The sequence below is a fragment of the Fannyhessea sp. genome (genome assembly GCF_986145555.1).
The window spans coordinates 16,369-40,536 of record NZ_CFRCNA010000013.1; the positions used below are offsets into that span (position 1 = coordinate 16,369).

16 protein-coding genes are annotated in these 24,168 nt (G+C 42.8%); 4 read left to right on the forward strand and 12 right to left on the reverse strand.

Going from position 1 to position 24,168, the window contains the following annotated elements:
- Window positions 1-59: 59 nt before the first annotated feature.
- Complete coding sequence (gene acpS / locus AC5GD6_RS03890; protein WP_061102678.1) at window positions 60-614, reverse strand: holo-ACP synthase; 555 nt, start codon at window positions 612-614, stop codon at window positions 60-62.
- Window positions 615-727: 113 nt separating this feature from the next.
- On the reverse strand, window positions 728-2,575 hold the full coding sequence (gene glmS / locus AC5GD6_RS03895; protein ID WP_061102679.1) for a glutamine--fructose-6-phosphate transaminase (isomerizing): 1,848 nt from the start codon (window positions 2,573-2,575) through the stop codon (window positions 728-730).
- A 412-nt stretch (window positions 2,576-2,987) separates the two neighbouring features.
- On the opposite strand from glmS, the gene AC5GD6_RS03900 reads away from it, so the two are divergent.
- On the forward strand, window positions 2,988-3,860 hold the full coding sequence (locus AC5GD6_RS03900) for an aldo/keto reductase family protein (protein ID WP_303870770.1): 873 nt from the start codon (window positions 2,988-2,990) through the stop codon (window positions 3,858-3,860).
- Window positions 3,861-4,025: 165 nt separating this feature from the next.
- Here AC5GD6_RS03900 and lgt read toward each other — a convergent pair whose 3' ends face one another.
- The 5 genes from lgt to tyrS all read right to left on the reverse strand — a co-directional run bounded on the left by lgt (window position 4,026) and on the right by tyrS (window position 11,465).
- The gene (lgt, locus tag AC5GD6_RS03905; protein WP_303870768.1) at window positions 4,026-4,850 is read right to left on the reverse strand and encodes a prolipoprotein diacylglyceryl transferase; all 825 of its coding nucleotides are present in this window, start codon (window positions 4,848-4,850) and stop codon (window positions 4,026-4,028) included.
- Window positions 4,851-4,855: 5 nt separating this feature from the next.
- Window positions 4,856-5,089 carry a NifU family protein gene (locus AC5GD6_RS03910; RefSeq protein ID WP_029575192.1) on the reverse strand — a complete coding sequence of 78 codons (234 nt, stop codon included), beginning with the start codon at window positions 5,087-5,089 and terminating at the stop codon, window positions 4,856-4,858.
- Window positions 5,090-5,598: 509 nt separating this feature from the next.
- A complete protein-coding gene (locus AC5GD6_RS03915; protein ID WP_491846276.1) occupies window positions 5,599-8,196 on the reverse strand; it encodes a U32 family peptidase in 2,598 nt (865 codons plus the stop codon).
- 80 nt (window positions 8,197-8,276) lie between these two features.
- Entirely contained in the window at window positions 8,277-10,181 is a 1,905-nt protein-coding gene (locus tag AC5GD6_RS03920) for a glycosyltransferase family protein (RefSeq protein WP_303870762.1), read from the reverse strand.
- A 51-nt stretch (window positions 10,182-10,232) separates the two neighbouring features.
- The gene (gene tyrS, locus AC5GD6_RS03925; protein WP_491846277.1) at window positions 10,233-11,465 is read right to left on the reverse strand and encodes a tyrosine--tRNA ligase; all 1,233 of its coding nucleotides are present in this window, start codon (window positions 11,463-11,465) and stop codon (window positions 10,233-10,235) included.
- A 266-nt stretch (window positions 11,466-11,731) separates the two neighbouring features.
- Here tyrS and AC5GD6_RS03930 point away from each other — a divergent pair, with 266 nt between their 5' ends.
- Window positions 11,732-13,945, forward strand: coding sequence for a transglycosylase domain-containing protein (locus AC5GD6_RS03930; RefSeq protein ID WP_491846278.1), 2,214 nt, complete (start codon window positions 11,732-11,734; stop codon window positions 13,943-13,945).
- A 133-nt stretch (window positions 13,946-14,078) separates the two neighbouring features.
- On the opposite strand, the gene deoC is transcribed toward AC5GD6_RS03930, so the two are convergent.
- Together deoC and AC5GD6_RS03940 are read right to left on the reverse strand one after the other, a co-directional pair.
- The gene (gene deoC / locus AC5GD6_RS03935) at window positions 14,079-14,720 is read right to left on the reverse strand and encodes a deoxyribose-phosphate aldolase (RefSeq protein WP_464360998.1); all 642 of its coding nucleotides are present in this window, start codon (window positions 14,718-14,720) and stop codon (window positions 14,079-14,081) included.
- Between the two features lie 239 nt (window positions 14,721-14,959).
- Entirely contained in the window at window positions 14,960-16,063 is a 1,104-nt protein-coding gene (locus AC5GD6_RS03940) for a hypothetical protein (RefSeq protein WP_491846279.1), read from the reverse strand.
- A gap of 355 nt (window positions 16,064-16,418) precedes the next feature.
- Between AC5GD6_RS03940 and AC5GD6_RS03945 the strand changes: the two genes are divergently transcribed.
- Window positions 16,419-16,862, forward strand: a complete 444-nt coding sequence (locus AC5GD6_RS03945) for an arginine repressor (protein WP_006303142.1) — start codon at window positions 16,419-16,421, stop codon at window positions 16,860-16,862.
- A gap of 198 nt (window positions 16,863-17,060) precedes the next feature.
- Here the strand turns inward: AC5GD6_RS03945 and AC5GD6_RS03950 are convergent, their stop codons facing one another.
- A complete protein-coding gene (locus AC5GD6_RS03950) occupies window positions 17,061-18,110 on the reverse strand; it encodes a virulence RhuM family protein (RefSeq protein WP_491846280.1) in 1,050 nt (349 codons plus the stop codon).
- Between the two features lie 145 nt (window positions 18,111-18,255).
- A complete protein-coding gene (locus AC5GD6_RS03955) occupies window positions 18,256-19,980 on the reverse strand; it encodes a phospho-sugar mutase (protein ID WP_303870749.1) in 1,725 nt (574 codons plus the stop codon).
- 439 nt (window positions 19,981-20,419) lie between these two features.
- On the opposite strand from AC5GD6_RS03955, the gene rlmKL reads away from it, so the two are divergent.
- Window positions 20,420-22,915 (forward strand): bifunctional 23S rRNA (guanine(2069)-N(7))-methyltransferase RlmK/23S rRNA (guanine(2445)-N(2))-methyltransferase RlmL, encoded by a 2,496-nt coding sequence (gene rlmKL, locus AC5GD6_RS03960; protein WP_491846281.1) that lies wholly within the window; start codon window positions 20,420-20,422, stop codon window positions 22,913-22,915.
- A 202-nt stretch (window positions 22,916-23,117) separates the two neighbouring features.
- Here the strand turns inward: rlmKL and AC5GD6_RS03965 are convergent, their stop codons facing one another.
- Window positions 23,118-23,867 carry a nucleoside phosphorylase gene (locus AC5GD6_RS03965; protein ID WP_303870745.1) on the reverse strand — a complete coding sequence of 250 codons (750 nt, stop codon included), beginning with the start codon at window positions 23,865-23,867 and terminating at the stop codon, window positions 23,118-23,120.
- Window positions 23,868-24,168 lie beyond the last annotated feature (301 nt).

A 24,168-nucleotide genomic window follows, 5' to 3' on the forward strand; every position in this document is an offset into this window, starting at 1 on the left:
TAGAATTATTATACGTTTTTATATAATTTTATAGGCTACATTATACGGATAACACATGTCTAATTTGTTGATGAAGAATTCTTTTGTGCATGTGTTTCGTAATGCATAAGCTCTGCATAATCAAGCCGCTCAAGCTCATCAATAAGGCCGCGTGCCTGCTTAAACGAATACGCTAACTTCTCTTTGGGCGAAGGTTTGACGTCATCAGACGCTATCATATCCTGCGTTAATGCTAAAGCATTGGCAACGGCAACCGTATGCGTATGGCTCAGCGTCAAAGCAATTTTAATAATACCAGCTTGATTCGCAATTGCTTGAGCAGCTGGCGATAAAACTGGATAGGGCTTTCCATACGCATCGTGGGCAACACTTATATCAGCATATCCAATGCCACAAGCAAAACCCGTGCCTAACGCTTTAACCACGGCTTCGCGGGCGGCAAAAAATGCAGCAAAATGTTCGGCAGGACGAGCGCAGGCGTCAGCATAGCTAATCTCATCAGCGGTAAATACGCGTGTTTTAAGATTTGGGTGTAACGTGAGTGCACGCTTCATGCGTTCGATTTCGAACATATCAACACCAATGCCTGATTGCATCATGCTCTGATGTTCCATCCTGCGTGCACTCCTTTTATCCAAACATGTGTTCTTGCTCGTTCTTGTACGTTATTGTGCGTTATCGCACGTTATCGTACAAGCTGTAATCAATACCTGCTAATTAACGCAAACTATTCAACCGTGACCGACTTTGCAAGATTGCGCGGCTTATCAACATCACAACCACGCAGACGTGCCACATAACGCGCCAAAAGCTGTAGATGAATAATAGCCACGATAGGCACAAGATCCTCTTCGGGACAAGCGGGAATCCAAAGCGTATGCTCACATTGAGCAGCAACCGATTCATCGCCATCTGTTGCAACCGCAATACATGTTGCACCACGTGCAATAACTTCTTGAATATTTGAAACGGTTTTATCGTGTACATGGTCTTGTGGAACAATTGTAACAACCAAAAAGCCAGGCTCCAAAAGTGCGATAGGACCATGTTTCATTTCACCCGCAGGATAGGCCTCGGCATGAAGGTAGCTAAGCTCTTTGAGTTTAAGCGCACCTTCAAACGCCGTTGTTGAATTTGTACCGCGACCCAAGAATAACGCGGAATGAGCATTTCTAAATAAAGGAGCAATTTGTTTGTCTTGCCATCTGCGAGAAATAACCTCACGAATAAGGTCGCTCAATGCTAAAAGATGCTCAAAATGGGCTTTAACATCGCTATATTCCAGAGTTTTACGAACATATGCAAGTTGAAGCGCAACAAGCGCACAAGCAACAATTTGTGCCGTATATGCTTTTGTTGAAGCAACGCAAATCTCAGGACCTGCTTGAACGTATACAACACCATCTGCCTCGCGCGCAGCCGATGAACCCAGCACATTGGTAATGGCTATAACTTTACATCCCAGCGCCTTCATTCTTCTTGCTGCGCAAAGCGTATCTGCCGTTTCACCCGACTGTGTAATGATAATGCAGAGGGTGTGATCAGTAATAAGTGGTTCTTTATAGATAAACTCTGAAGCAAATTCACAGCAAACGGGAATTTTTGCCCATGATTCGATGTATTGACGAGCAATTAAACTTACGTGATATGAAGTACCGCAGGCAATCATATAAATTCTGTCTACGGATGCAAGCTCATCGCTCGTCATTGCAAGTTCATCGAGCTTAATTCCATCAGGCGTCAGACGACCTTTAAGCAAACGCTCAAGCGCCTCGGGTTGCTCGGCAATCTCTTTTGCCATAAAGTCGGCATAACCACCAAGCGTTGCTGCTGAAGCATCCCAATCGATATCAAGCGTAGTAGGATGAGCAATTTCTATGCCGTTATCATCAAATACCGTAATTTCACCTGTTGAGTTAAGACGCGCAAACTGATTGTCTTGAAGCTGTATAACATGCGAGGCAACCGATGCCATAGGTGTAATATCGCTTGCGGCATAGGCACCTTGAGGTGTAGAGGCAAGAACAAGTGGTGATCCTTTGCGAGCAACAACCACTTCGTCTGGTAAATCGGCACATGCAACAGCTATAGCCCAAGTACCTTGCAAACGCTCACATGCATATCTAACGGCTGTGAGCAGATTGCCTTGTGCTGGACCATTATATGCGTCGCTTACCAAGTGAGCAATAACTTCAGAATCTGTTTCGCTTCTAAGCGTATGACCTATTTGTGCAAGATATGCTCTTAGCTGGCGGAAGTTTTCTATAATACCGTTATGGACAATGGCAATTCTTCCACTATCGTCTAAATGAGGATGCGAGTTTTTGTCGGTAGGAGCACCATGTGTTGCCCAGCGTGTATGCGCAATGCCTGTAAATCCATTGAGATTGGCAAGCTCACTGCGCTCTATGAGCGTTTGCACACGGCCTGCGCATTTTACGCTGTGGAGCTCTTTGTCGTCGGAAACAACCGCAATACCTGCGGAATCATAACCACGATATTCAAGTGCCTCAAGGCCTTGTAACAAAAAATGTTTTGCTTGCTTTTTTCCAGTAAATCCAACAATTCCGCACATACATCCTCCGAAATAGTCATTCACGCGGGTTTTATACACCGCATGCGGTGCGTAAGAGTGCACCGTATGTTGGTCTTTGTGACTTGTGATTACCTATCCTAGCATGAACTACAGTATAAAGCATTTTGGTGCATATCATCCATACGGCACAAGGCATTACATAGAATTTTGTATGTTGGTTCTTAGTTTATTGGTTGTATGTTATGTGCGTAGAAATTTGCTTGTGATGTATCTACTTCGCAATTAACGCTTGTTTGGAAGATTGTGTTTAACACTAGATTTTAGATATTTCGCTCCTTTATACTATGTAAAAAGGACCTATATTCTTACACACACGTCGAATGACAATATGCATATCCCAACACACGTCTTATGATTTGTTTATGCATTGCGTTTAGAAAGAAGAAATTTTATGGGAGACAATACCAACAAAAATAAACGTATGGAACATAGCACCACATTAAACAGCGGACATGCTATGCCCTTAATTGGATTAGGCACGTATAAAGCACATAACACGATCGATTTGATGCTTAAAGCACTTGATCTTGGATACCGCGCACTTGATACGGCATGGATGTACCAAAACGAAGCAGAAGTAGGCCAAGCAATTGCTCACACCGATGTAAAGCGTGAGGATCTCTTTGTTGCAACCAAAATATGGCCCAACTATTACGGCGAAGAACTGGCAAAACGCTCCATTGATCGCTCTCTTAAAGATCTACAGGTAGATTACCTTGATATGATGTATCTGCATTGGTGGAGTAAAAATGCTTTAGAAACGTGGCATGTGTTAGAAGATTATCACGACCAAGGCATTATCAAAAGCATTAGTGTAAGCAATTTTAATGAAGTTATGCTTAATGATCTTATGCAGCACGCGCGCGTTATGCCAAGTTGTGATCAAATTGAAATTCATCCGTTATGGCCCGAAGAAGCTTTAGTACGTTACCTGCATAAACACAATATTCAGCCAGTTGCATACTGCCCCATTGCACGCGCAAATCCTCAAGTTATGCAAAGCGATATCGTTCAAAGTTGTGCTCAAAAGTACCACAAAACTCCGGTACAGGTGGTGCTACGCTGGCAGCTGGATCGCGGCGTTGCGGTGATTCCTAAAACTGTACACGAAGTGCGTCTGCCCGAAAATTTAGATGTCTTTGATTTTAAGCTCACCGAAGACGAGGTCAAAGGCATTACCTCACTTGGAAGAGCGGATGGAAAAATATCTCATCCAATGACCGATGAAGACTGGCTTGCGAAGTGCGTGAATACGCCCTTATAGCATTCTTATAGCATTGCAAGTTAGGGCGCACACAGCCAATAACGCACACGAGAAATAAATTAGCACACTAAAAAAACTCCGTATCCGTTTTGTCGGGTACGGAGTTTATTGTTTTACGTGCGAAAATGCAAACAGGCAACGTATCGCCTCTATGACAACTGGGCTTTAAGACAAATGGTGCTCAATTTTGCGCGTAAACGCCCAAAAAAGAACAAACGCACCCAGCACAATAAGTGGCAGCGAAAGACATTGTCCCATCGTAAGCCAATCAGTTCCGCATAGGTATCCAAGTTGTGCATCGGGTAGGCGCACAAACTCGATCAAAAAGCGAAATGCACCATACATCACCAGAAAAATGCCGATAAACTCCCCTTCATACCTGCGCTTCTTAGAGTGTGCCAGCGTAAACAGCACGGCAAAGATAACCAAGCCTTCAAGCACGGCTTCGTATAACTGTGAAGGATGACGATACACAAATCCGCCGCCAGTATGGGCAAACATAACTCCCCAGGGAAGATCGCAAGCCTTTCCCCATAATTCACCGTTAATGAAGTTAGCGCAACGGCCAAAAAAGAGACCCAGGCAGGTACCAATAACAGCCAAATCGCACACGGTTACAAATGAAATTTTATATACAAAGCGACACATAATATATCCAGCTATAAGCGCGCCCAAAAGTCCACCGTGAAAACTCATACCGCCTTGACTGAGAAAAAACACCTCAAGCGGATGTTCACTGTAATATGAAAAGCCATAAAACAGCACATACACTAAACGAGCACCCACAATAACACCGATAATGCTTGCGTTCACCAGCCCCATTACGCGATCAATACCCAAAGGAATCTTCCATGCTTGCGACGTTTTATACATCACAATACCAGCAGATATAAAACCAGCAATATAAGCGAGCGCATACCATCTGATAATAAAAGGGCCTATTTGCAAAGCAATAGGATTAAGCGTTTGGTAAAAATCATTCAGCCACATAACATCTACCACATCATCGAAGGTTCAACTTTAACAACACCAGGAACATGCTCTTTTAAGATACGCTCTACACCTTCGCTCATGTCGTAAGCAGACATCGGGCACCCTGCACACGCGCCAACCATATCAAGCGTTACTACGCCATCATCTGACACGTTAACGAGCACAATATCACCGCCATCAGCCTGCAAGCTTTCTCGAATAACGTCGAGCGTTGCTTCAAGGATTTCGCGATTAATAGGAACATGAGCCGGCTTTTCGCTGGATGTTTCGTGCGCTTGAAAATTATCAAGCTCATGCTGCGCCTCAGGCGAAATATCAGGAGATGAATCTGCGGCGGCCGCTTGGGTCTCTGCAGATGCTTGGGCGTCCGCGGCAACTGGGGTATCCTCAGCCGCTTGGGTATCATGAGTGTGCTCAGAAGCACCATCTTTAACGACAGTATCACACGCACGCGCAGCGGCTTCATCTGCCGCAAGTGCACGAGTGCGCGCAGCAGCATCTGCAGCTACGTTATACTCGTTATCTGAAGATTGCTCTAAATCTTTGAAATCATCGCTCTTAAAGCCTTCCGTGTACGACGAAAATTGCGAATCGTATGTTTCTTCCACAACCGTACCCCTATCACCTATATTGAGCTTGTGCACTTTAAGGTTTCAACACGCAAATACCGATAGCGTACATCTACAAACGTAAGCTCTGTCACATGGTACATACGTATTTTACGTCTTTGTATACCCTACTTCTTCTACCCTACTTCGTCAAAAAGTCTGCCTGCCGAAAAACCAACCATGCGCGGCTTTGGCTGTTTATGATTATACCCAGCAAGCACGGCATGTTGTACATGATGGATGTATTGTACAATTTGTTCAGTTGATAAAAGCGTGCAATCCACCATAAACATATTCATGCCTGCTTCCATAAGTGCTGGAATATGGGGCGTTGCATCAAGCGGATGCGCCGAATACAACCTACTTCTTCCTTCTAAATCAACGGTAAAGGCATGTTTATTGCCACGCTCAGACTCAAGCCACATGCGCCTTTGGCGCAACCTGCACTTAAGACAATTATGAATACACTGGTTTGCCGCTTGCAAAATGCAGTGTTCAGTTGTCATCGTACGAGGCCTTCCTAATACAAGCATACCCGTACACAAAGGTGAGGCTTTACTTAGCCCAATAAGCTCGCGCAGGCTTAATTCAGGCGAAAACCATATAGTACTTGCACCGTATCGCGCAAGTGCCTCAATAGTTGAGGTGTTAAAAACCGGCACACAAGGTCTGATTTCGCTTATTGCACCGCTTTGTTGAGCAAGCAAAAGCTCGGACATATTTCCCACCGCACAAGACTTATCGCGCTGTACGAACGAATCATTGCGCACGTGATCGCGTTCGCGACAAACCTCGTCTAACAAAGGAATGGGAACGTGGTGAGCAGGCCATGCTTGATGATGATGTTTTGCGTACAAAAGCGTATCAACGGTTGCATAAAGCCTGGTTGCACCAGCTTTAATTGCGGTAAATGCAGCTTCTACCGAAGGCACCAGCGCACAGATAGCCGCTCCATAAAAGAGCTGCGAAGACAATTGCTCATGCACGCGGCTATCACGCATACCCAAGAGCAAATTTTTCTGACGTCCATACGCCAGCTCAGTTGCAACTGTGTCCATAGTGGGCTTTTGAGTAAACGGTAACCCCTTGCGCATACGACGAAGCGCCTCAGTGCGCGCACGTTGTGACGTGGGCTCCAACAAGGTATCTTGAAGATCCTCAAGTACCTGTTGGCGCAGATGATGAAGCGTTGAGAACGCCATGCCAAGTCCTTCGTCCATATCAATAGAAAAGGATTCTACCTCAAAAGGAGAAGTTCCCACACGTCCTACATGCGCAATAATATCTTCTTTAGTAAGCGCACGTGTTTTTGCCACCTGCGGCGGATCGCCTGCAAGCGTGGCCGCAGCGCGACCATCTGCAGTTTGAGCGGTGATGATAAATTTTTCGTTCAGGTGTGCATATATAGAAAACACAACAGGCACACGACGTACAAGCACATGACGAGCAGCCTTATCGGCTATATCCATCAATTCTTGAGAACGTATCATACGAACAGGACAGCCCTGCGGAAGAGGCCGCGCGGTTTGGCAGATGATTGTATCGCCAGCTTGTGCATCATGAGTAACACGCGAGGTTAAAAAGTCGCTGTGGCCATCTTCGCGCAATTCTAATAAATCGTCTTTGTGAACTTCACAAGACAATAACACCGTAATTTCTGCCGTTGGCTTATAGCGAAAACGACCTGGTTTATCGGGGCGAGGACGCTTAAAAACGCCTAAATCGCGAGATGAAACAACACTTCCAACCAACTGACCGCGATTATTTGAACGATCAAAGCTCATCATTTCATTTCCCGAAGTTCCATCCAAATACGCATGAGTAAAACCGCGGTTAAAACTTCGTTGCAGCAAGTTGTGAATGGTCTGTTCTTCTTCGGAGCTTAGATCTCTGTGTTCCAAAAGTGCTTGCATGCGCAGACGATACGCACGAACAACGGCATAAACATACGCAGGACTTTTCATTCTCCCCTCAATTTTGAGCGAGAAAACTCCTGCTTGAGCCATATCCTGTAATTTATCTTGAACGCAATAATCTTTGGGACAAAGCAAATGATCGTTTTTCTTGAGCGTGTACACATGACCTTCGTCATCGTACATACGATAATGCAATCTACACGGCTGAGCACAAAGCCCGCGGTTTGCAGAACGATCACCGTTAAGCGAGCTGAGCATACACAAGCCTGAATAACAAAAACACAAGGCACCGTGCCCAAAGCACTCCAAATCAACACCCTCTTTTGAGAGCTTGGTCAACTCAGACAAACTAAGCTCACGCGAAAGCGTAACGCGTTGGGCACCACACGCACGACAAAATGCAATGCCGCGGCAATCATGTATGTTTGACTGAGTAGAAATATGACACTCGATATGCGGAAAGCGCCTGCGTACTTCAAACAAAACGCCCCAGTCCTGAATAATAAAAGCATCGGCGCCAAGCGTCCACGCACGTTCAACCAAAGCTAATACGCGCGGAATCTCCTCGGTTCGCATCTCAATGTTAATAGGTACGTACACATGTACGCCTAAAACATGTGCGTCTTTACACGCCTGCTGAAAATCTTCGTCCGAAAAATTATCTGCACTGCGGCGCGCATTAAAATCGCAACCAAGGGCACAATATATAGCGTCTGCTCCAGCGTATAAAGCTGCATAAAAAGCAGCGGGACTTCCTGCAGGAGCTAAAAGTTCTAAAGGAAACTTAGCTTGTGAGCTGTGAGGTGAACAAACGTGCAACGAAACCCTTTCTTATAAGCAACGTGTAAATCACATGCAACTATACCCAACTGGCACGTTAGCTGTCACTGTTATGCGTATTACTTAATACCTAGATAATTTTTCCAAAACTCAACAGAAGTCATTTCTGGCATAGCTTCTTGATAAGCTCGCTCAAGCTGATCTTTGTGATCATTATAAAACTTCATATCACGCTTAAACCTATGGTACAACTCACGAAAAGCATGGACGTCACGGGTACGAATAGTTCCTGATCCATCAAAGCGGTTAATAACTAGTAGTTTTTCTCGTTGAGAAATAACACCTGAGGGATATGTCCACCCTGCAACATCAATAATGGCTGGTTCGGGATTTGAATGTGCCAACCAGGTAAAACGATGTCCGTTAAACGTGATAAGATCAATCAACTTTTGCTTAAATGAACGAGAAATGTCGTACTCATTTTCAAAAGATGATACGTACGACGACGCATAAACATTGGAAAGTGTGAAATCAAGCTTATCTTTAAGCTGCGCTTTAAACTCTTCAGCAGGCAGCAAGTGCTCGGCTGCTTTATGCGCATACATAAAGCGTTCTTCTACGGTACCAGGTTTCATAATATAGCGCGGACCTTTAAGAAAGTCTTCAAAACCTTCAAGTGCTAAACGCGCATCTGCATAATTAAATTTTCTAAGATCAAGCCCAAAAGCAAGATCTCTAAAACGAGCAACTAACGAATGTCTAGAAGCAATATGAGTTGTACACTGCGTAATAAAGGAATTTCGAGTAGTTTGATAGCGCTCTACTGCTGCGTTATATTTTGCATTGAATCCCATATGCCAAACAGCAATACCATTCATACTGATAAACTTTGGACGAACGCGCAAAGAATATTCAATATCGTCAAATCGAACAAACAGCGGCAACGGCAAACCAAAACGCTTGATGGTAGACGCAGGGATTACACAGTACCACCAACCAGCATAACAATGCTTGTTATCAGCAATCTGCTTAATTTCTTCGTGCGAACACAATAAATCATTACGTACAATATTTTGAAAATACGCCATAGAAACAGGGCTTTTAAGCGAAAGACATTGACCTACTTCGGTCATGTGACCTACATCTTCCCAACGCGTGTCCATGGCATCCAAACACATCATAGCACCACTGATAAACGCATCACGATAGGTATCGCGCACCAAAGAAAGCACTGCATAGGTACGCATAATGCTTTCGGGGCAAACGCTCACATCATCATCCATAAGCAGCACATGAGTGGCTGGCATTTCTTGACGCATTGCCTCGATCATACCTCGTGCATATCCGCCAGAACCACCTGCATTAGGATTAGGATGAAGAACAATACCTGCGGATTCAACATCGCTTGCTTTAAGCGTGCGTCCATTATCAACAATGTGCATAGAAAAGTGCTTGGCGATAGACTCTGATGAAGCCAGAATGTAATCACGCACCATATGCGCATTTTTTATGATAAAGGATTCTTTTTTGAACGTTGTTGTACATAAAGCAAGTTCAGGAGTACAAACATGCTCAGGCGCAACTGATGTATAGTAATAACAGTTACGAATCATGGCATCAGAAGTTGTTGTTATTTTAAATCCACATACCACTACATCTTTATCAAGTTCATATGCAATGTCTTGCGTCTGCCATTCATCGGTTGTACCGCCAATTTCATAAGATGTCTGATACGTTTGGGCATGATCGTCATAAGCTTTTGCGTAGGTAAGCTGAATTTTTGCAGGAGCGCCCAAAAATTCTACGTGTAAGAAAAATTGCTGAGCATAGGTATAGGTGGCCCACTTTTGCACAGAACATGCGTTCATAAACGATGTAAAATCATATGTTGCGTCGCCCAACAGCTTTGCTTGATACATGTCAACAGGCTGCAAAGACGCCGTTGAGAAACAGTAAAGCGTGGGAAACTGATAAAAACGCTGCGAATTTTCGAATATAACGTGTGCAAGCGTGCAATTCTGCATAGAATCTTCCAATCAACAATCAATACTCAATAATTAACACCCAACAAAAAGCTATATGAGCTTTGCCCAGCTACGCTTACCAAATTGCAAAACTGTACCCGTATGTAAGCGCTCATGAGAAATGTTATACGACTTAGGCGCAACAGCTTTTCCATCGATCTTTACGCCACCACCATCAATACGTCTGCGTGCTTCGCTTGCCGTAGGTGCAAGATTGCAATCAACCATAAGCTTTGCTAAATACACCATTCCATCGTCACTAACATCTATAAGAGAGGTAGAAAACTCAGGAATATCATCGGGGACCTCATGATGTTTAAACTGAGCATCAAACTGATTTTGTGCAGCTAGTCCTGCACCTTCTCCGTGATAAAGCGTTACGATGTTTACGGCCAAAGCGCGCTTTAACGCATACGGATCGGCTGTTTTATTCTTAAACTGCTCATCTACAGCATCAATTTCTTCCAAAGAAAATGTTGAGCATAAACGATAGTACGATGCAATAAGCTCGTCGGGGATAGACATGAGCTTACCAAACATATCGTCTGCAGAATCGGTAAGACCAACGTAGTTGCCATAGCTTTTAGACATCTTTTTAGTGCCATCGGTACCAACCAACAGTGGCATGGTAAGTGCAACCTGCGGCTCCATACCTTCAGCACGCATAAGATCTCTACCTGCCAAAAGGTTGAAAATTTGATCATTGCCGCCCATTTCTACATCGGCATGAACAACAACTGAATCGTATGCTTGCAAAACAGGATAGATAAACTCATGGAGCGAAATTGACTGATTATTGGCATAACGATTGTGAAAATCTTCGCGCTCTAATATACGCGCTACATTAAACTTGCTCATCAGCCCAAGCATTTTGCTAAGGTCTAAAGGCTTAAGCCATTCACCGTTATGAACAATTTTTGTCTTTTGAGGATCTAAGATCTTCATAGCTTGTTCTACATAGGTAGCTGCATTTTTTTCAACTGCCTCTTCGGTAAGAGGAGGACGCGTAGAATCTCTACCCGAAGGATCGCCAATAAGAGCTGTACCGTTTCCAATAATAAGAACCACATTGTGGCCTAAATCCTGAAACTGTCGCATTTTACGCAAAGGTACAGCATGGCCTAAATGAAGATCGGGAGATGTGGGATCTACACCAAGTTTAACGGTTAAAGGTTCTTGACGACTGAGTTTTGCTTTAAGCTCATCAACGGGAACAATTTGCATAGTACCCGAAGTAATAACCTTAAGCTGTTCTTCTACTGACACCAACGCTCTGTCCTCCATGTATACGTTAGATTATATGTTGAGCACCGCTAGTTGTGGAGCTTACGTAGTACCTCTATGATGCAGCTGTAAATAATAAGACACATACAAGGTATTTCTTTACACTGTATCATGTTTTACACAGGTGAAGCACATGGTATAAGAAAATCTATATAGTACACATGTTCGTAAACTATTTGTTATTCTTGGTAAAGACCCAAGAATTAGTCAATTTAAGCTACATATCAATTATAATGGTTGTATTACTGACTCTGTAAGGAGGATACATGGGCGTAAGAACCCGTAGAGCACGACAACACAGTAAAACTCATGCTGTTAAATTTGGAATAGCCGGTGCCTTTGGTTTTATGGCATTATTTGGTATTGCACTTGCATTTTCGTTAAGCTCTCTTATTTCTTCATGGCTTCAAGACCTTCCCGATTATGCTTCCGCAGATGCCTATGTAGTAGGTGAACCTACTACTGTTTATGCGGCAGATCATTCGGTGATTGCAGAATTTTATTTACAAAACAGAAGAAGCGTTAATAAAGATCAAATTTCTCCTTACGTGCTCAAAGCTATTGTAGATACCGAAGATAGCCGTTTTTATAAACACAATGGTGTTGACCCTCAAGGTATTGTTCGTGCTGTTATAAAAACCGCTCGTGGTGGATCTGAAGGCGCGTCAACCATCACTCAACAGCTTGTCCGTAATACGGTTTTATCAAAAGAGCAGTTTGAACAAACCATACGCCGTAAAGTTCGTGAAGCATACATTTCCATTCAGATGGAAAAAATGTACACCAAAGACCAAATTCTTAATATGTACTTAAATACCATCTATTTTGGTCATGGTGCCTATGGCATTCAAGCAGCCGCTATTACATACTTTAATAAAGATGCTAAAGATTTAACACTCGCAGAAAGTGCAACACTTGCAGGATTGCCGCAAGCTCCATCCTCTTATGATCCACTGGTTAATCCCGATAATGCCGTTGCGCGTAGAAACATCGTATTACAGCGTATGCTTACATCAGGCGATATTACCCAAGATGAATGTGACGCAGCAACAGCAGAGCCACTACAAGTAAATGCTGGTAAGTTCAGCGATAGTAAAGGTCGCTATCCTTATTTCTCTGATTATATCAAGCAGCTTCTCCTTGCCGATTTTGATAAAAATACTGTTATGCAAGGCGGTTTAAAGGTTTATACAACACTTGACCCTGCTATTCAAGATAAAGCACAACAGGCAACAGATAAAAGACTTAAGTTAATTGGTAATAAACGACTCGAAGCAGCGCTTGTAGCTGTTGAGCCTCAAACTGGTCATATTAAAGCTATGATCGGTGGAAAAGATTACAATACCAATCAGTTTAATCTCGCAACACAAGCATATCGACAAACCGGTTCTTCGTTCAAAACATTTACGCTTGCATGTGCCATTAATAATGGTATGAGTCCACAAACACGCGTCAACTGTAATTCGCCAATTCAGATATCTCCCTTGTGGACACTGGGTAACTTTGGCAACCAAAGTTTTGGAACTATTAGCATAGAGCATGCTTTTGCAGTCTCTTCTAACACGGGCTTTGTTCAAGTGGCTCAAACACTGGGAAATAATAACGTTGCAGACATGGCACATAATTTAGGAGTTCACGCAAAACTCGATGCATACGATTCTATGACCCTTGGTGTAGATGGTGTACCAGTTATTCAAATGGCTGAGGCATATGCAACAATTGCAGCTGGAGGTCAACATCGCGATGCCATTGCAATTACAAAAATCGAGGACAGAAATGGCAATACCGTATATGAACACAAAGATGCGCCCAGCCAGGTAATTTCTCCCGAAGTTGCACGTGCAACCATTGATGTAATGAAAGGCGTTTGTAAAGCGGGCGGAACTGCAAGTCAACTTGCTGGTAGCGTAAGAATCAAACAACCTATTGCAGGGAAAACAGGAACCTCCCAAGAATGTCGTGATTTGTGGTTCTGCGGAATTACCCCTAATTTATCGGTTGCTATTTGGTTTGGGTATATCGAAGAAGTACCCGTACGTGTAGGCGGTGGATTAGGTCACCCCTACAATACTGCTGTTCCTTTATTTGGTGATTTTATAAATCTAGCTCTCGGAGATGCAGGAGTCGCCGATTTTCCAGATGCAACGGGAACTATAAACTTTAAGCCTAATGACTCATGGACCTTTAAGTTTACCTCTGCCGATGCAAATACAGCACAAACAGATACACTTGAAACACTTGAAACTGAAGAAACTCAAGAACAGCAAACCCAAACCCAGCACGAAAATCACAATCAAAATGCAAACACTCACGAGCATAATTCAGGTGGTGAAAACCCTAACCAACCAGGAAACGAAAATCCCAACCAACCAAGGCCTCGTCCAAATCCAAGTCCAAGTCCTAATCCGCAAAATCCTAATCCAGGCGGTGGAGGCAATCCAGGTGGACATAATGGTGGCCAAAGCCCCAACGAACATTAACTTTGCATCTACAACATACCCCCTTGCATATTTATATATGCAAGGGGGTATTCGTATTCAAAAGGCATGATCTTTAACGATGTAAAGTATTGATACAAGAGAAACCACAGGCGTTATAACAAGCGCTGAATAGTTAGTCTTTAGAACAAATCTTACATGATGCCGATGCACCAATGCGGGAAGCACCTGCTTCTATCATGGCGCGCGCCTCATCTGCCGAATGGATACCGCCAGCAGCTTTCACTTCAAGTGCGTCCCCAACCGTTTTCTTCATCAACGCTACATCGGCGACTCGTGCGCCATAGGTAGAAAAGCCCGTGCTCGTTTTAACAAACGCAGCACCCGCATTACGTGCACATATGCAACCTTGTACAATTTCGTCCGACGTTAAAAGACAGCATTCTAAAATCACCTTAACAGGTAACTGGGCAGCGTCTACAACCGCTTTAATATCTGCTATACATTCGTCGTAGGCTTTATCTTTAAGCAACCCAATATTAATAACCATATCGATCTCGGTTGCACCATTATGTGCTGCTTCGCGAGCTTCATATGCTTTTGCCTGAGAAGTCATAGCGCCCAAAGGAAAACCTATGCATGCACTAATTCCAACGTTACTCCCCTGCAAGAGCTGTGCTGCATATGAGACCCAGCAACCATTAATTGCAACCGTCTTAAACGAATAACTTACCGCTTCGGTGCATAATCGTTCAATGTCGCGCTTTGTAGCATTGGGAGCCAAACAAGTGTGGTCAATAAAGCGGTTAAGTTTCATAGCATGCCTTTCGTATAAAAATTGATACATATGTCCATGTAGATATTTATCCGCACAGTATTACTACATGCAACTGACTGCATAGGTGCTCTCAACGTTTTGTTGTGAGGTAGCAAACTATTGGAATATATCAACGGAAGCACATCAACAAGCATATCAGTTGCGCGTATGCGTACACATAAAGCCTATGTTTGCGCACGTTCAATACGTGAGACTTAGCTATGAGACATTCACAGCCTCTACGACAAGGCACTTACGGTATACAGCTTTGAAATTTTATCAACAAGTTGATTTTGCTCCCACGTAGCATCCGTAGCTTTTTTGCTAGCAGGATCATACAAAGAGACCGTGGAATTCTTATTAACGCGCGCAACAACCGCCCAATGTTGGTATGGAGATGTAGCACCCTCTTTTAAGCAAACAAGCGCAAGCTTTTTGTCTCCATCACAAGAGAGTTTTAAGTTGTCTAACGAAACACTATATTCTTTGATTGATAAACCGGCTTCTTTTGCGTGCTGCGTAAAAAATTCGCCACGTGTACCACAAGTATCATCTGCATACTCATGTGCTTGTTCGGCAAAATCTACAGGCGTTTGCGACCCATCACCCAAAAGCATGGCACGAATCATATACCACGATACCAAACCCGAGCCATCAGTAGCTATAGTTCCTTGACCATACGAGGTGCTTCCCCACAAACCATCCCAGGTGTAACAGGTAGGCATACTACCTTGTTCTGGTGAAATGTCTGAAGCAGGTGCAGTTATGCTGCTGTCTAGTATACTTCTTACAAAGGGAGCAGACTCTTGTTCGCGCAGTGCAAGCTCGGGTAAACGCTCATCACGGTATGAGTGGGCATGTGCTGCAATCCATGTAATATTATCAGCATAATCCAAAACGCCTGTAAACTGACGTGTAAGATTTTGCGACGTTTGCGCCTCAACACGAGCATCAAGCTCGTTCGTTTGAGAAGACGTTGTGTCTTGGCGTGTGCACCCGTGTATACATCCACTTACACAATTGGCAAGGCACAGCAAAAGCACAACACAAATAACTCCCGAGACCCCAATGAGAAGATATGCAACTGTGTCATCGGAAAGTGCACCAAAAAGTCTATACTTGCGTCGAGAGTGATCAAAATGGCGTAAAGTGAGACCAGCATCTGTACCTCGAATGGTACGATAATTACGATGGCTTTTATACGGAGAAAAACGCTGACGCTTGCCCGGCTCACTCATTTTGTTACCGCGATCAGAATGCGAGGTAGAACCCGCGCGAGCAAGCATTTTCCCACGACGAGAAGAACCGTTGCCTCGTGTGCGAGAACCTTGTAAAAATGCCATAAGCAATGCCTCCTCGTACGTTATTTCAGACAGTCAGCAATCATAGTTGGAGCACCATATAGCTTTAGTTTAGCGTATTTAAAAGTAATATCAAATAGTACCTTGAGGAATACGTGCGCAAACGCATCGAAAAAATATCGTAGTACATTTTACCCTCCAATATTAACAAAAGGTAACAATTATTGACATTTTAGTCATTGTTTCGTATTTTTAAGGAGGTAAATACTCACTTCATCTATAAAAGAGTTTATGCATACCACTTTTGATAGTATCCACGGCATGAGAGAGCCGAAGTATGTGTGAAAAAGGATATGGTGAGTAATTAAAGGAATGCTCAACATGTTCGGAGGGTTACATGGTCAAGCGGCGTAACAATCGACAAGACGCCATACGTGATGTTGTTCGTGGCCAGTCGATTCGTACACAAAAAGCTCTGGTAGATCAGCTGCAGGCGCTTGGTTTTAATTGCACACAAGCAACGGTTTCTCGTGATATTGCCGATATGGGCTTGCGTAAGCTTCAAGAAGGTATTTACGTCCTTGCCGAAGATCTCCATTTACAACGCATGGTGTCGGAATTTGTTACCAATATTGATCAAGCTGGTAACTTGATAGTTATCCATTCACAACCAGGCACTGCACCCGGTGTTGCTGCTGCAGTTGACGCGGCATCGCTTCCCGAAATTAAAGGCTCTGTTGCAGGTAATGACACCGTATTAGTGGTAGCAGATGACATGGAAGCAGCCGAAGATTTTGTTTCGCTCATCAATAAGCTGCGCAATTCTACCCTTATGAAATAAAGTGTATCCGCAAAGTAGACGTTTTCAGACATTTACGAGTATTTTTGTAGACCTATTAGGTGAAGTACAAGAGATCAATCACACAAAATATTTGTGTGCAATGCGTGATACACAAAACGTAATACACGGTGCGTAATCGATAGCTCATTATTTGGAAAAGTGAATAGTATTCATTATAATTGATCAGCACTTCTATAGCTACTCATCTATATTTTCAACGGCTTCTAGGATATCAATACTTTTAAGAAAATGCTTTTCTACGGCTGATAATTGAGTTTGCTGTTTATGCTGGTATTTTTCAAATTCTGTATGCGCTTTTTCAATTGCCGCATTATGAGAAATGCGTCCTGCCGTTTTAAGGATTTCCCGTCTGGTCATCTTAAGATAGTCATTGATAGTTTCAAGCCAATCTTTCATATACATGGGCTCGTGATTAAGTGCTCTTACCTCAGCAATATCAAGATAGGCTGTGACAATTTTATTCAGTGCGTCAAGTTCATCTGCGCTCAGATAGTTTTTTGCAATCTCTACATCTGATTTCTTTATTGTTTTTCCCGTCCAGCTTGTTAATCCCATATTTTGCCTATTTGAGTCTGCTCGTTCATAAATGATTTCTGCAGCAGTATGCTTATGGGCAGCCCAATGCATCTTGTTTTGAATTTCTTTAAAGAATATCGTTGAGTTGTTCGAGCGAGGGTCATAATCAATACTCGTGGCATATATTTCTAATACTTTTCGCCAAAATACTTTTTCACTTGATCGGATATCACGAATTCTTGCTAAAAGCTCATCAAAATAGTTTCCGCCACCGAGTTCTTTAAGTCTTTCATCATCAAGTGCAAAACCTTTTTGCAAATATTCTTTCAAAATTTGCAACGCCCAAATTCTAAACTGAGTCCCACGCAGAGACTTTACTCGGTAACCAACCGAGATGATTACATCAAGATTATAGTAATCTACCTGGTATGTTTTACCATCAGCGGCAGTTGTTGCAAAATTTGCAACAACTGAATGTTCTGTAAGTTCTCCCTCGGTAAAAATATTTTTGATATGACGCGATATGGTTGACTTATCTCGTTGGAAGAGAGCTGCCATTTGATCGATGCTTAACCATACGGTGTCATTGTTAAAAGTTGCTTGTATTTTTGTCTGACCATCCTGTGTGGTATACATAACGAGAGATGTATGATTATTTATAAAAATACTGTCTGTATTTATGGTTTTATCAGAAGTTTTAACTTTTGACATTATTTTTCATCCTTCGCTACGTCGCTTATCCTCTATCTGCACTGCTAATCGTTCATAAGAATCGGCGTAACCAGTATCGCTACCGATTACGCCGATAGATTCTAAAGAACTAAACCATTAAAACACGCCTTACAATACGAACATTTTACGCAAACAGCTCGTCAATCGTAGAAGACAGCTCGTCTTGCAGGCGTAGCGCATCCTCGCGCGTAGAACCATAGGTAAAGATGTATGCTTTGATCTTTGGCTCGGTACCAGAAGGACGAATAATAAGCTTATTTTTGCCTTCCAGGTTAAACTCAAGAACATTTGCATGTGGCAACAGCTGACTTGGCTCTTTCTGCAACCCAGAAATGCGCTGCATTTCACAATCGGTAAGGTAATCTACCATAGACTCTACGCGCAGACCGCCAAACTCACAAGGAGCTGCCGTACGAAGCTTATTCATAAGAGCAACGATCTTTTGAGCTCCAGCTTCGCCCATAAATGCGGCACTCACCGTTTTGTTAAGGTAATAGCCATAGCGTTGATAAAGTTTATCCATAGCTTCGTATAAGTCTAATCCCAGCTCAGCATAATAGCTTGCCATTTCAACACAGAGCATCGTGGCAGTAATAGCGTCTTTATCGCGCGCATGAGTTCCTGCAAGATAGCCGTATGATTCCTCAAAACCAAACAAGAAACGATCTTGTTCGCCTTTATCGGTTAACTGATCTACCTGCTCGCCTATGTATTTAAAACCGGTTAACACGCGTCTGAGCTCAAAGCCCCATTTTTCTGCAAGCGCGCAGCTCATATCAGAAGAAACGATAGATGACACGCATACTTTAGAGGCAACATCCTCGCCTTGCTCGCGCGCCATACGAGCACGCCAATCCATAAGCAAAACGCCCATTTCGTTACCAGACAGCAGCACGTAATCACCGTTGTGAGGAATGGCGGTACCCATACGATCGGCATCGGGGTCGGTTGCAACCAACAGATTTGGCTTAACTTTATCGGCTAATTGTAAACCTAAATTCCAAGTCTTTCTAAATTCGGGGTTAGGATAGGTGCAAGTTGGGAAATTACCGTCTGGAAATTCCTGCTCGGGAACAATGGTTACATCTTCTACGCCAAGCCTCTTTAAGATACGGGTAACACATTCTCTACCAGTACCATTAAGCGGTGTATACACAACTTTATAACCATCAGAAGCCTTAAAGCCCTCAACAGAAGTTTTCATAACGTTTTCGATAAACGAATCAAGCACTTCTTCGGGCGTCCACTCAATAAGTCCACGCTCAAGGCCTTCATCAAAGCTGATAAGTTTTGCTCCGCCAAATACGGGAGTTTTTGCAATAGATGCCGAAATCTCGGCAGCACATTCATTGGCAATTTGACCGCCATTATCGTTATACACTTTATAGCCGTTATAAATTGCTGGATTATGAGAAGCGGTAATAACAATACCAGCCGACGTGTGAAGATGACGAACAGCAAACGAAAGCGCAGGTACTGGCTCGATGCGCGGGTAAACATACACATGAATACCGTTAGCTGCCAAAACGCGTGCTGCAATGTTTTGGAAATCCTCGCCCTTTAAACGAGAATCGCGACCAATTGCCACACTGGGATTATCAAAATGAGCGTTGAGATAATCTGCAACTCCCTGTGTTGCCTGAGCTACTACATAAACATTCATACGATTGGTACCAACACCAAGCGTTCCGCGCAAACCAGCAGTACCAAATTCAAGACAACGATAAAACGCATCGTTGAGTTTTTCTTGGGAATCTGCCTCTAAAAGGCTTTGAAGCTCTTGACGTAAATCTTCGTCTTCTACATGTTTACGCCACAGCTCAATGCGCTCTTGAGTTTGTGAATCCATCAAAATCTCCTTGGTTTTAGTTGAAAGAAAAAAATTACACACAAAACCATCATAGGTAACATTACGACAGATGTAAAGACGAAAACAAACGCTTTCATATTACGTGAAGGTTATAGACCGTTTGAACTGGGTATACATGCATGTACTACAACGAATAAGCTTTATGTGTGTACTACGCAGATAGCTACAAATTATCGTCTACCGCTAAATTTTTAGTCATGCGGATGCCCGTAGATGTCTTTTACAAGATTGGCAGCGTTATATTTTTAGGATGTATAAAGCGTATTACAACAAGTTATGACGCGCGTACAAGCAAATATCCTCTATGCTAGATAGAAGCGTTATATATTACTAAGCAAAAATTTATAAGCACCACGTCATAGTAAACTGTGCGTCATCTACGTAGCCTAACAAAGTGTTCAAAGGAGCGATCTAACCCATGAGTAATCAGCCAATTGCAGATCAAATGGAGTTCTTTGCAAGCTGTCCCTTGGGATTTGAACAGCTGTTAAGTCGCGAATTGAGAAGCATTGCTCCAGTAAAAACACGTCCACTGCAAGGACGTGTACAGTTTTTTTCGACGCTTAAAGATGCATATACCATATGTCTTTATACGCGCTTAGCGTCACGCATTGTGTATGTGATCAAACATATCGACGCAACAGACGCACAAACACTTTACCAACAAGCAGCAGAAATTCCCTGGTGGGAGCATATAGATCGTGGTACAACCTGTGCAATTGACGCTCATGGTACCAATGAAAACCTCAGCAATTCTATATTTAGTGCGCAAAAGGTAAAAGACGCTCTATGCGATGCATGTATAAAAACGCAAGGCTGGCGTCCATCAATTGACACACATCACCCCGACGTAATAATTTCGTTACGCATTGCAAAAAACCGCGCAACACTCGGCATTGATTTAAGTGGCGAGCCGCTTTTTAAGCGCGGCTGGGAAGCTCAAAAGAACACGCAACGCCATCTTGCATTTTTGCGTCCTGATTATGCAGCCGCTCTGTTAAGTCAAAGCAGCTGGTACAGTTGTGTTCGACATGAACATGCAACACTGGTATGTGCATATCCTCAAAGTGGAACGCTGTGCATTGAAGCTGTAGAACAAGCGCTACATCTTGCATGTGGCCGTAATCGTATACATTGGGGATTTTTAAAGTGGAAAGGTCACCAGCCCGATATATGGGAAAACGTTATCGACCAATCAAAAAACGACGAACAACGCTATCAAAATCATACCTGCACTCTGGTTTTATACGATGACATGGCCGCTCAACGCAAAAGTATGCAAACTATACGCTATATGCTCTCGCGTGCTCATATATCGGCTGCACGCGTAAATTTTGAAACCGTTGATTTTGACGAATTCATACAACGATATGCAAAGTTCTCGCAAGGTCAAACCATTGCCAATAATTCAAACGCGCCTCACGTTGCAAGCAACACATCTGCGACTGCATTTATATTCAACGCAAGCCAAACCGATGTAAGCTCAACTGCCATATGTGCTGATAGAGTAAGTAAACTTATTCAAGCAGCACAAACAACTTGTAAGGAGCATGAGCCGTCTAAAGATTCTTCTGAGACGCTTAAACGCAGTTTAACAGTAAGTATTCCCGAAGAGTTAGCACACGAAGCTGGCAATGCTCTCCTTGCACAAACATGCACCACGCGTCTGGGTACGCAAACCGTGCTGTTTGGTAATCTACGTCCTGCCGCACGTGAGTTGTTTTCTTGTGAGCTTGGCGGTGCTTGGTCGCAAGGGCGCATGCAAGACATTACGATATTTGATAAAGGTGCGGCTCAATTTGCTGCGCGTCTTAAGAAAACGCTCAAGCAGCGCGAGTCTTGGGCAAAACGCGAAGATGTCAGTTGCTACCGCGTCTATGATGCAGATCTCCCCGATTTTGCCTGTTCAATAGATGTGTTTAATACGTATCAACCGCGCACCACAAAGACCACAGCGCAAGATGGATCGGCGCAGCGTTGGCTTAATATTTCTGAATATAAAGCACCAAAAGTTATCGATCCGGTAAAAGCCAAGCTTAGACTCTATGATACGTTGCATATTGCATCGCTGATTCTTCAAACCAAACCCGAAGATGTATTCGTTCACACCAGAATGCAGGCAAAAGGTGGATCACAATATTATACGCCACAGACAAGCAATATTCGTAAAACCGCACATACGCGCGATACAAGTACGACGGCTTTGCGTAATGCAAACACGTCGGCTGTACGCAATGCAAGCTCATCGCCTTTGCGCAAATCAGGCATGCCCGAAGGATCTCATCTTATCGAAGAAGGCGGCCTGATTTTTGAAGTTAATTTTACCGCACGCCATGACTGCGGAATTTTTCTTGACTTTAGAGAAGTAAGAAACCGCGTGCGCGAGATGGCAAAAGCAATGAAAGGTTCCAAACGCTTTTTGAATCTGTTTGCCTATACTGCAACATCTACCTGCTATGCTGCCGATGGAGGCGCAAACTATACCACAACAGTTGACATGAGCGCGCCAACACTTCAATGGGCACAGCGTAACATGGAACGAAACGGATTTAAAGGCAATCAGCATGAATACATTCGTGCGGATGTACTTACGTGGATACAAGACATGCGTCATAGCAAAAACAGGTGGGATCTTATTTTATGTGACGTTCCAACGTTTTCAAATTCAAATAAAATGCATGGAAAAACATGGGATGTTGCACGTGATCATGTTGAGTTAATTATTACACTTTCTCGTCTCTTAACGCGAGATGGAAAAGCCCTGTTTTGCTGCAATCTTAAGCACTTTACACTCAACAAAGAAGCGCTTGGCAAAGCAGGCGTTGCCATACGCGATATTACCGCAGATACCATTCCTTTTGATTTTGCGCGTACGCAAAATGTACACCATGCGTATATCGTAACTCGCGGTTAAAGTTGCGACCAAGGTCGTAATCAATAGTTGTGAGAGAAGAACAGCCATAGAACATCTGATAGATATTTTGAAACAACTTGGAATTTCTCCATCTTCAACAATTCAGATGTTTTATAGCTCGATTGTCGAAAGTAAGCTGCTATAAATGATCTTCATATATTCGCTACTTAAGTAAAAGTTAATAATCTCTTTATTTATAATGTTATATTTCTTTTAAAAATTTTAAAGCTAAATACAACTTGCCAAGATCATGGTTGGCACTATGAAGTCCTTTAACTTCATAAGAACTCTCATTTAAGACATCTCCCGCTTCAAGAAAATTATAAAGTTCAAGCCCATAAAAAGAACAAGCTGCTTGAACACCAGCAAGCTCCATCTCTACGGCTATACATCCATCAGCTTTTCTCTTTGCGACGAGTCCACGAGTCTCACGTATTATAACATCTGTAGTCCATACCTTTCCTTTAGTATAAGGAGCGTTTTCTTTGATAAAAAACTTTTCTACCTTATCATGGTTTTTAATTTCAAGGTAATCCGAAGGACCTGCATAATAATAAGATGTTCCTTCACCTCTATAAGCTTCTGTAGGTATGATGTACTTGCCAAAGGTCTTTTCTTTATCGAGGCTTCCGCAAGATCCAAACATAATAAATTTATGTGCACCAGTAATCCAATTAACTTCTACGCAATCTGTTGAAGCAAGAGCTGACCCCATCATAGAAAGGTAGAAGGCGAATTCCTGACCTTCAAAAGTGCTTTTATATATGGGTCTTGAACCACTAACGGATTCTATAGTACCAATTTTTTGGCATTCAAAGTGATCAAGTAAATAATCGATTATAATTTTTGAAAATATTATCAAACATTTTTCTGTCAAATATTTTCTTTCTTTGTAAAAGTCTTTTAGGCTTATAACAGGCTCTGTATTGTTATCATAACTATCTATTATCATAATGTAACGCCTTAATTTCTAGTATCTATCCAATACCTTTGCATGGTCTTACTATTCAAATTGATAAACTCATTTTCAAATACTCCACCATTTTTCAAAAGCAACTCATTCAGATAGTATCTCATATCTACAACTCCCAAAAGTCTGTCTCTTTCTGCATCTAAAATAATCAGCTGTTCTCACAGTTAAACTAACATCTTTTGTGTGTGCTACAAACTTTTTATTGTTTGCCACTTTACTGCCTACCTTGTTACTGGGTTCCTTGTTTTGATTATACGTGGTGAGCAGATATTTTAACAGG

What these genes read in the sequence shown, in the direction of transcription:
- deoC (WP_464360998.1), bottom strand. Translation starts at nt 14,720, where the DNA reads ATGAAACTTAACCGCTTTATTGACCACACTTGTTTGGCTCCCAATGCT.
- lgt (WP_303870768.1), bottom strand. Translation starts at nt 4,850, where the DNA reads ATGTGGCTGAATGATTTTTACCAAACGCTTAATCCTATTGCTTTGCAA.
- AC5GD6_RS03950 (WP_491846280.1), bottom strand. Translation starts at nt 18,110, where the DNA reads ATGTCAAAAGTTAAAACTTCTGATAAAACCATAAATACAGACAGTATT.
- AC5GD6_RS03945 (WP_006303142.1), top strand. Translation starts at nt 16,419, where the DNA reads ATGGTCAAGCGGCGTAACAATCGACAAGACGCCATACGTGATGTTGTT.
- acpS (WP_061102678.1), bottom strand. Translation starts at nt 614, where the DNA reads ATGGAACATCAGAGCATGATGCAATCAGGCATTGGTGTTGATATGTTC.
- AC5GD6_RS03940 (WP_491846279.1), bottom strand. Translation starts at nt 16,063, where the DNA reads ATGGCATTTTTACAAGGTTCTCGCACACGAGGCAACGGTTCTTCTCGT.
- tyrS (WP_491846277.1), bottom strand. Translation starts at nt 11,465, where the DNA reads ATGGAGGACAGAGCGTTGGTGTCAGTAGAAGAACAGCTTAAGGTTATT.
- AC5GD6_RS03955 (WP_303870749.1), bottom strand. Translation starts at nt 19,980, where the DNA reads ATGGATTCACAAACTCAAGAGCGCATTGAGCTGTGGCGTAAACATGTA.
- AC5GD6_RS03920 (WP_303870762.1), bottom strand. Translation starts at nt 10,181, where the DNA reads ATGCAGAATTGCACGCTTGCACACGTTATATTCGAAAATTCGCAGCGT.
- glmS (WP_061102679.1), bottom strand. Translation starts at nt 2,575, where the DNA reads ATGTGCGGAATTGTTGGATTTACTGGAAAAAAGCAAGCAAAACATTTT.
- AC5GD6_RS03930 (WP_491846278.1), top strand. Translation starts at nt 11,732, where the DNA reads ATGGGCGTAAGAACCCGTAGAGCACGACAACACAGTAAAACTCATGCT.
- AC5GD6_RS03900 (WP_303870770.1), top strand. Translation starts at nt 2,988, where the DNA reads ATGGGAGACAATACCAACAAAAATAAACGTATGGAACATAGCACCACA.
- rlmKL (WP_491846281.1), top strand. Translation starts at nt 20,420, where the DNA reads ATGAGTAATCAGCCAATTGCAGATCAAATGGAGTTCTTTGCAAGCTGT.
- AC5GD6_RS03965 (WP_303870745.1), bottom strand. Translation starts at nt 23,867, where the DNA reads ATGATAATAGATAGTTATGATAACAATACAGAGCCTGTTATAAGCCTA.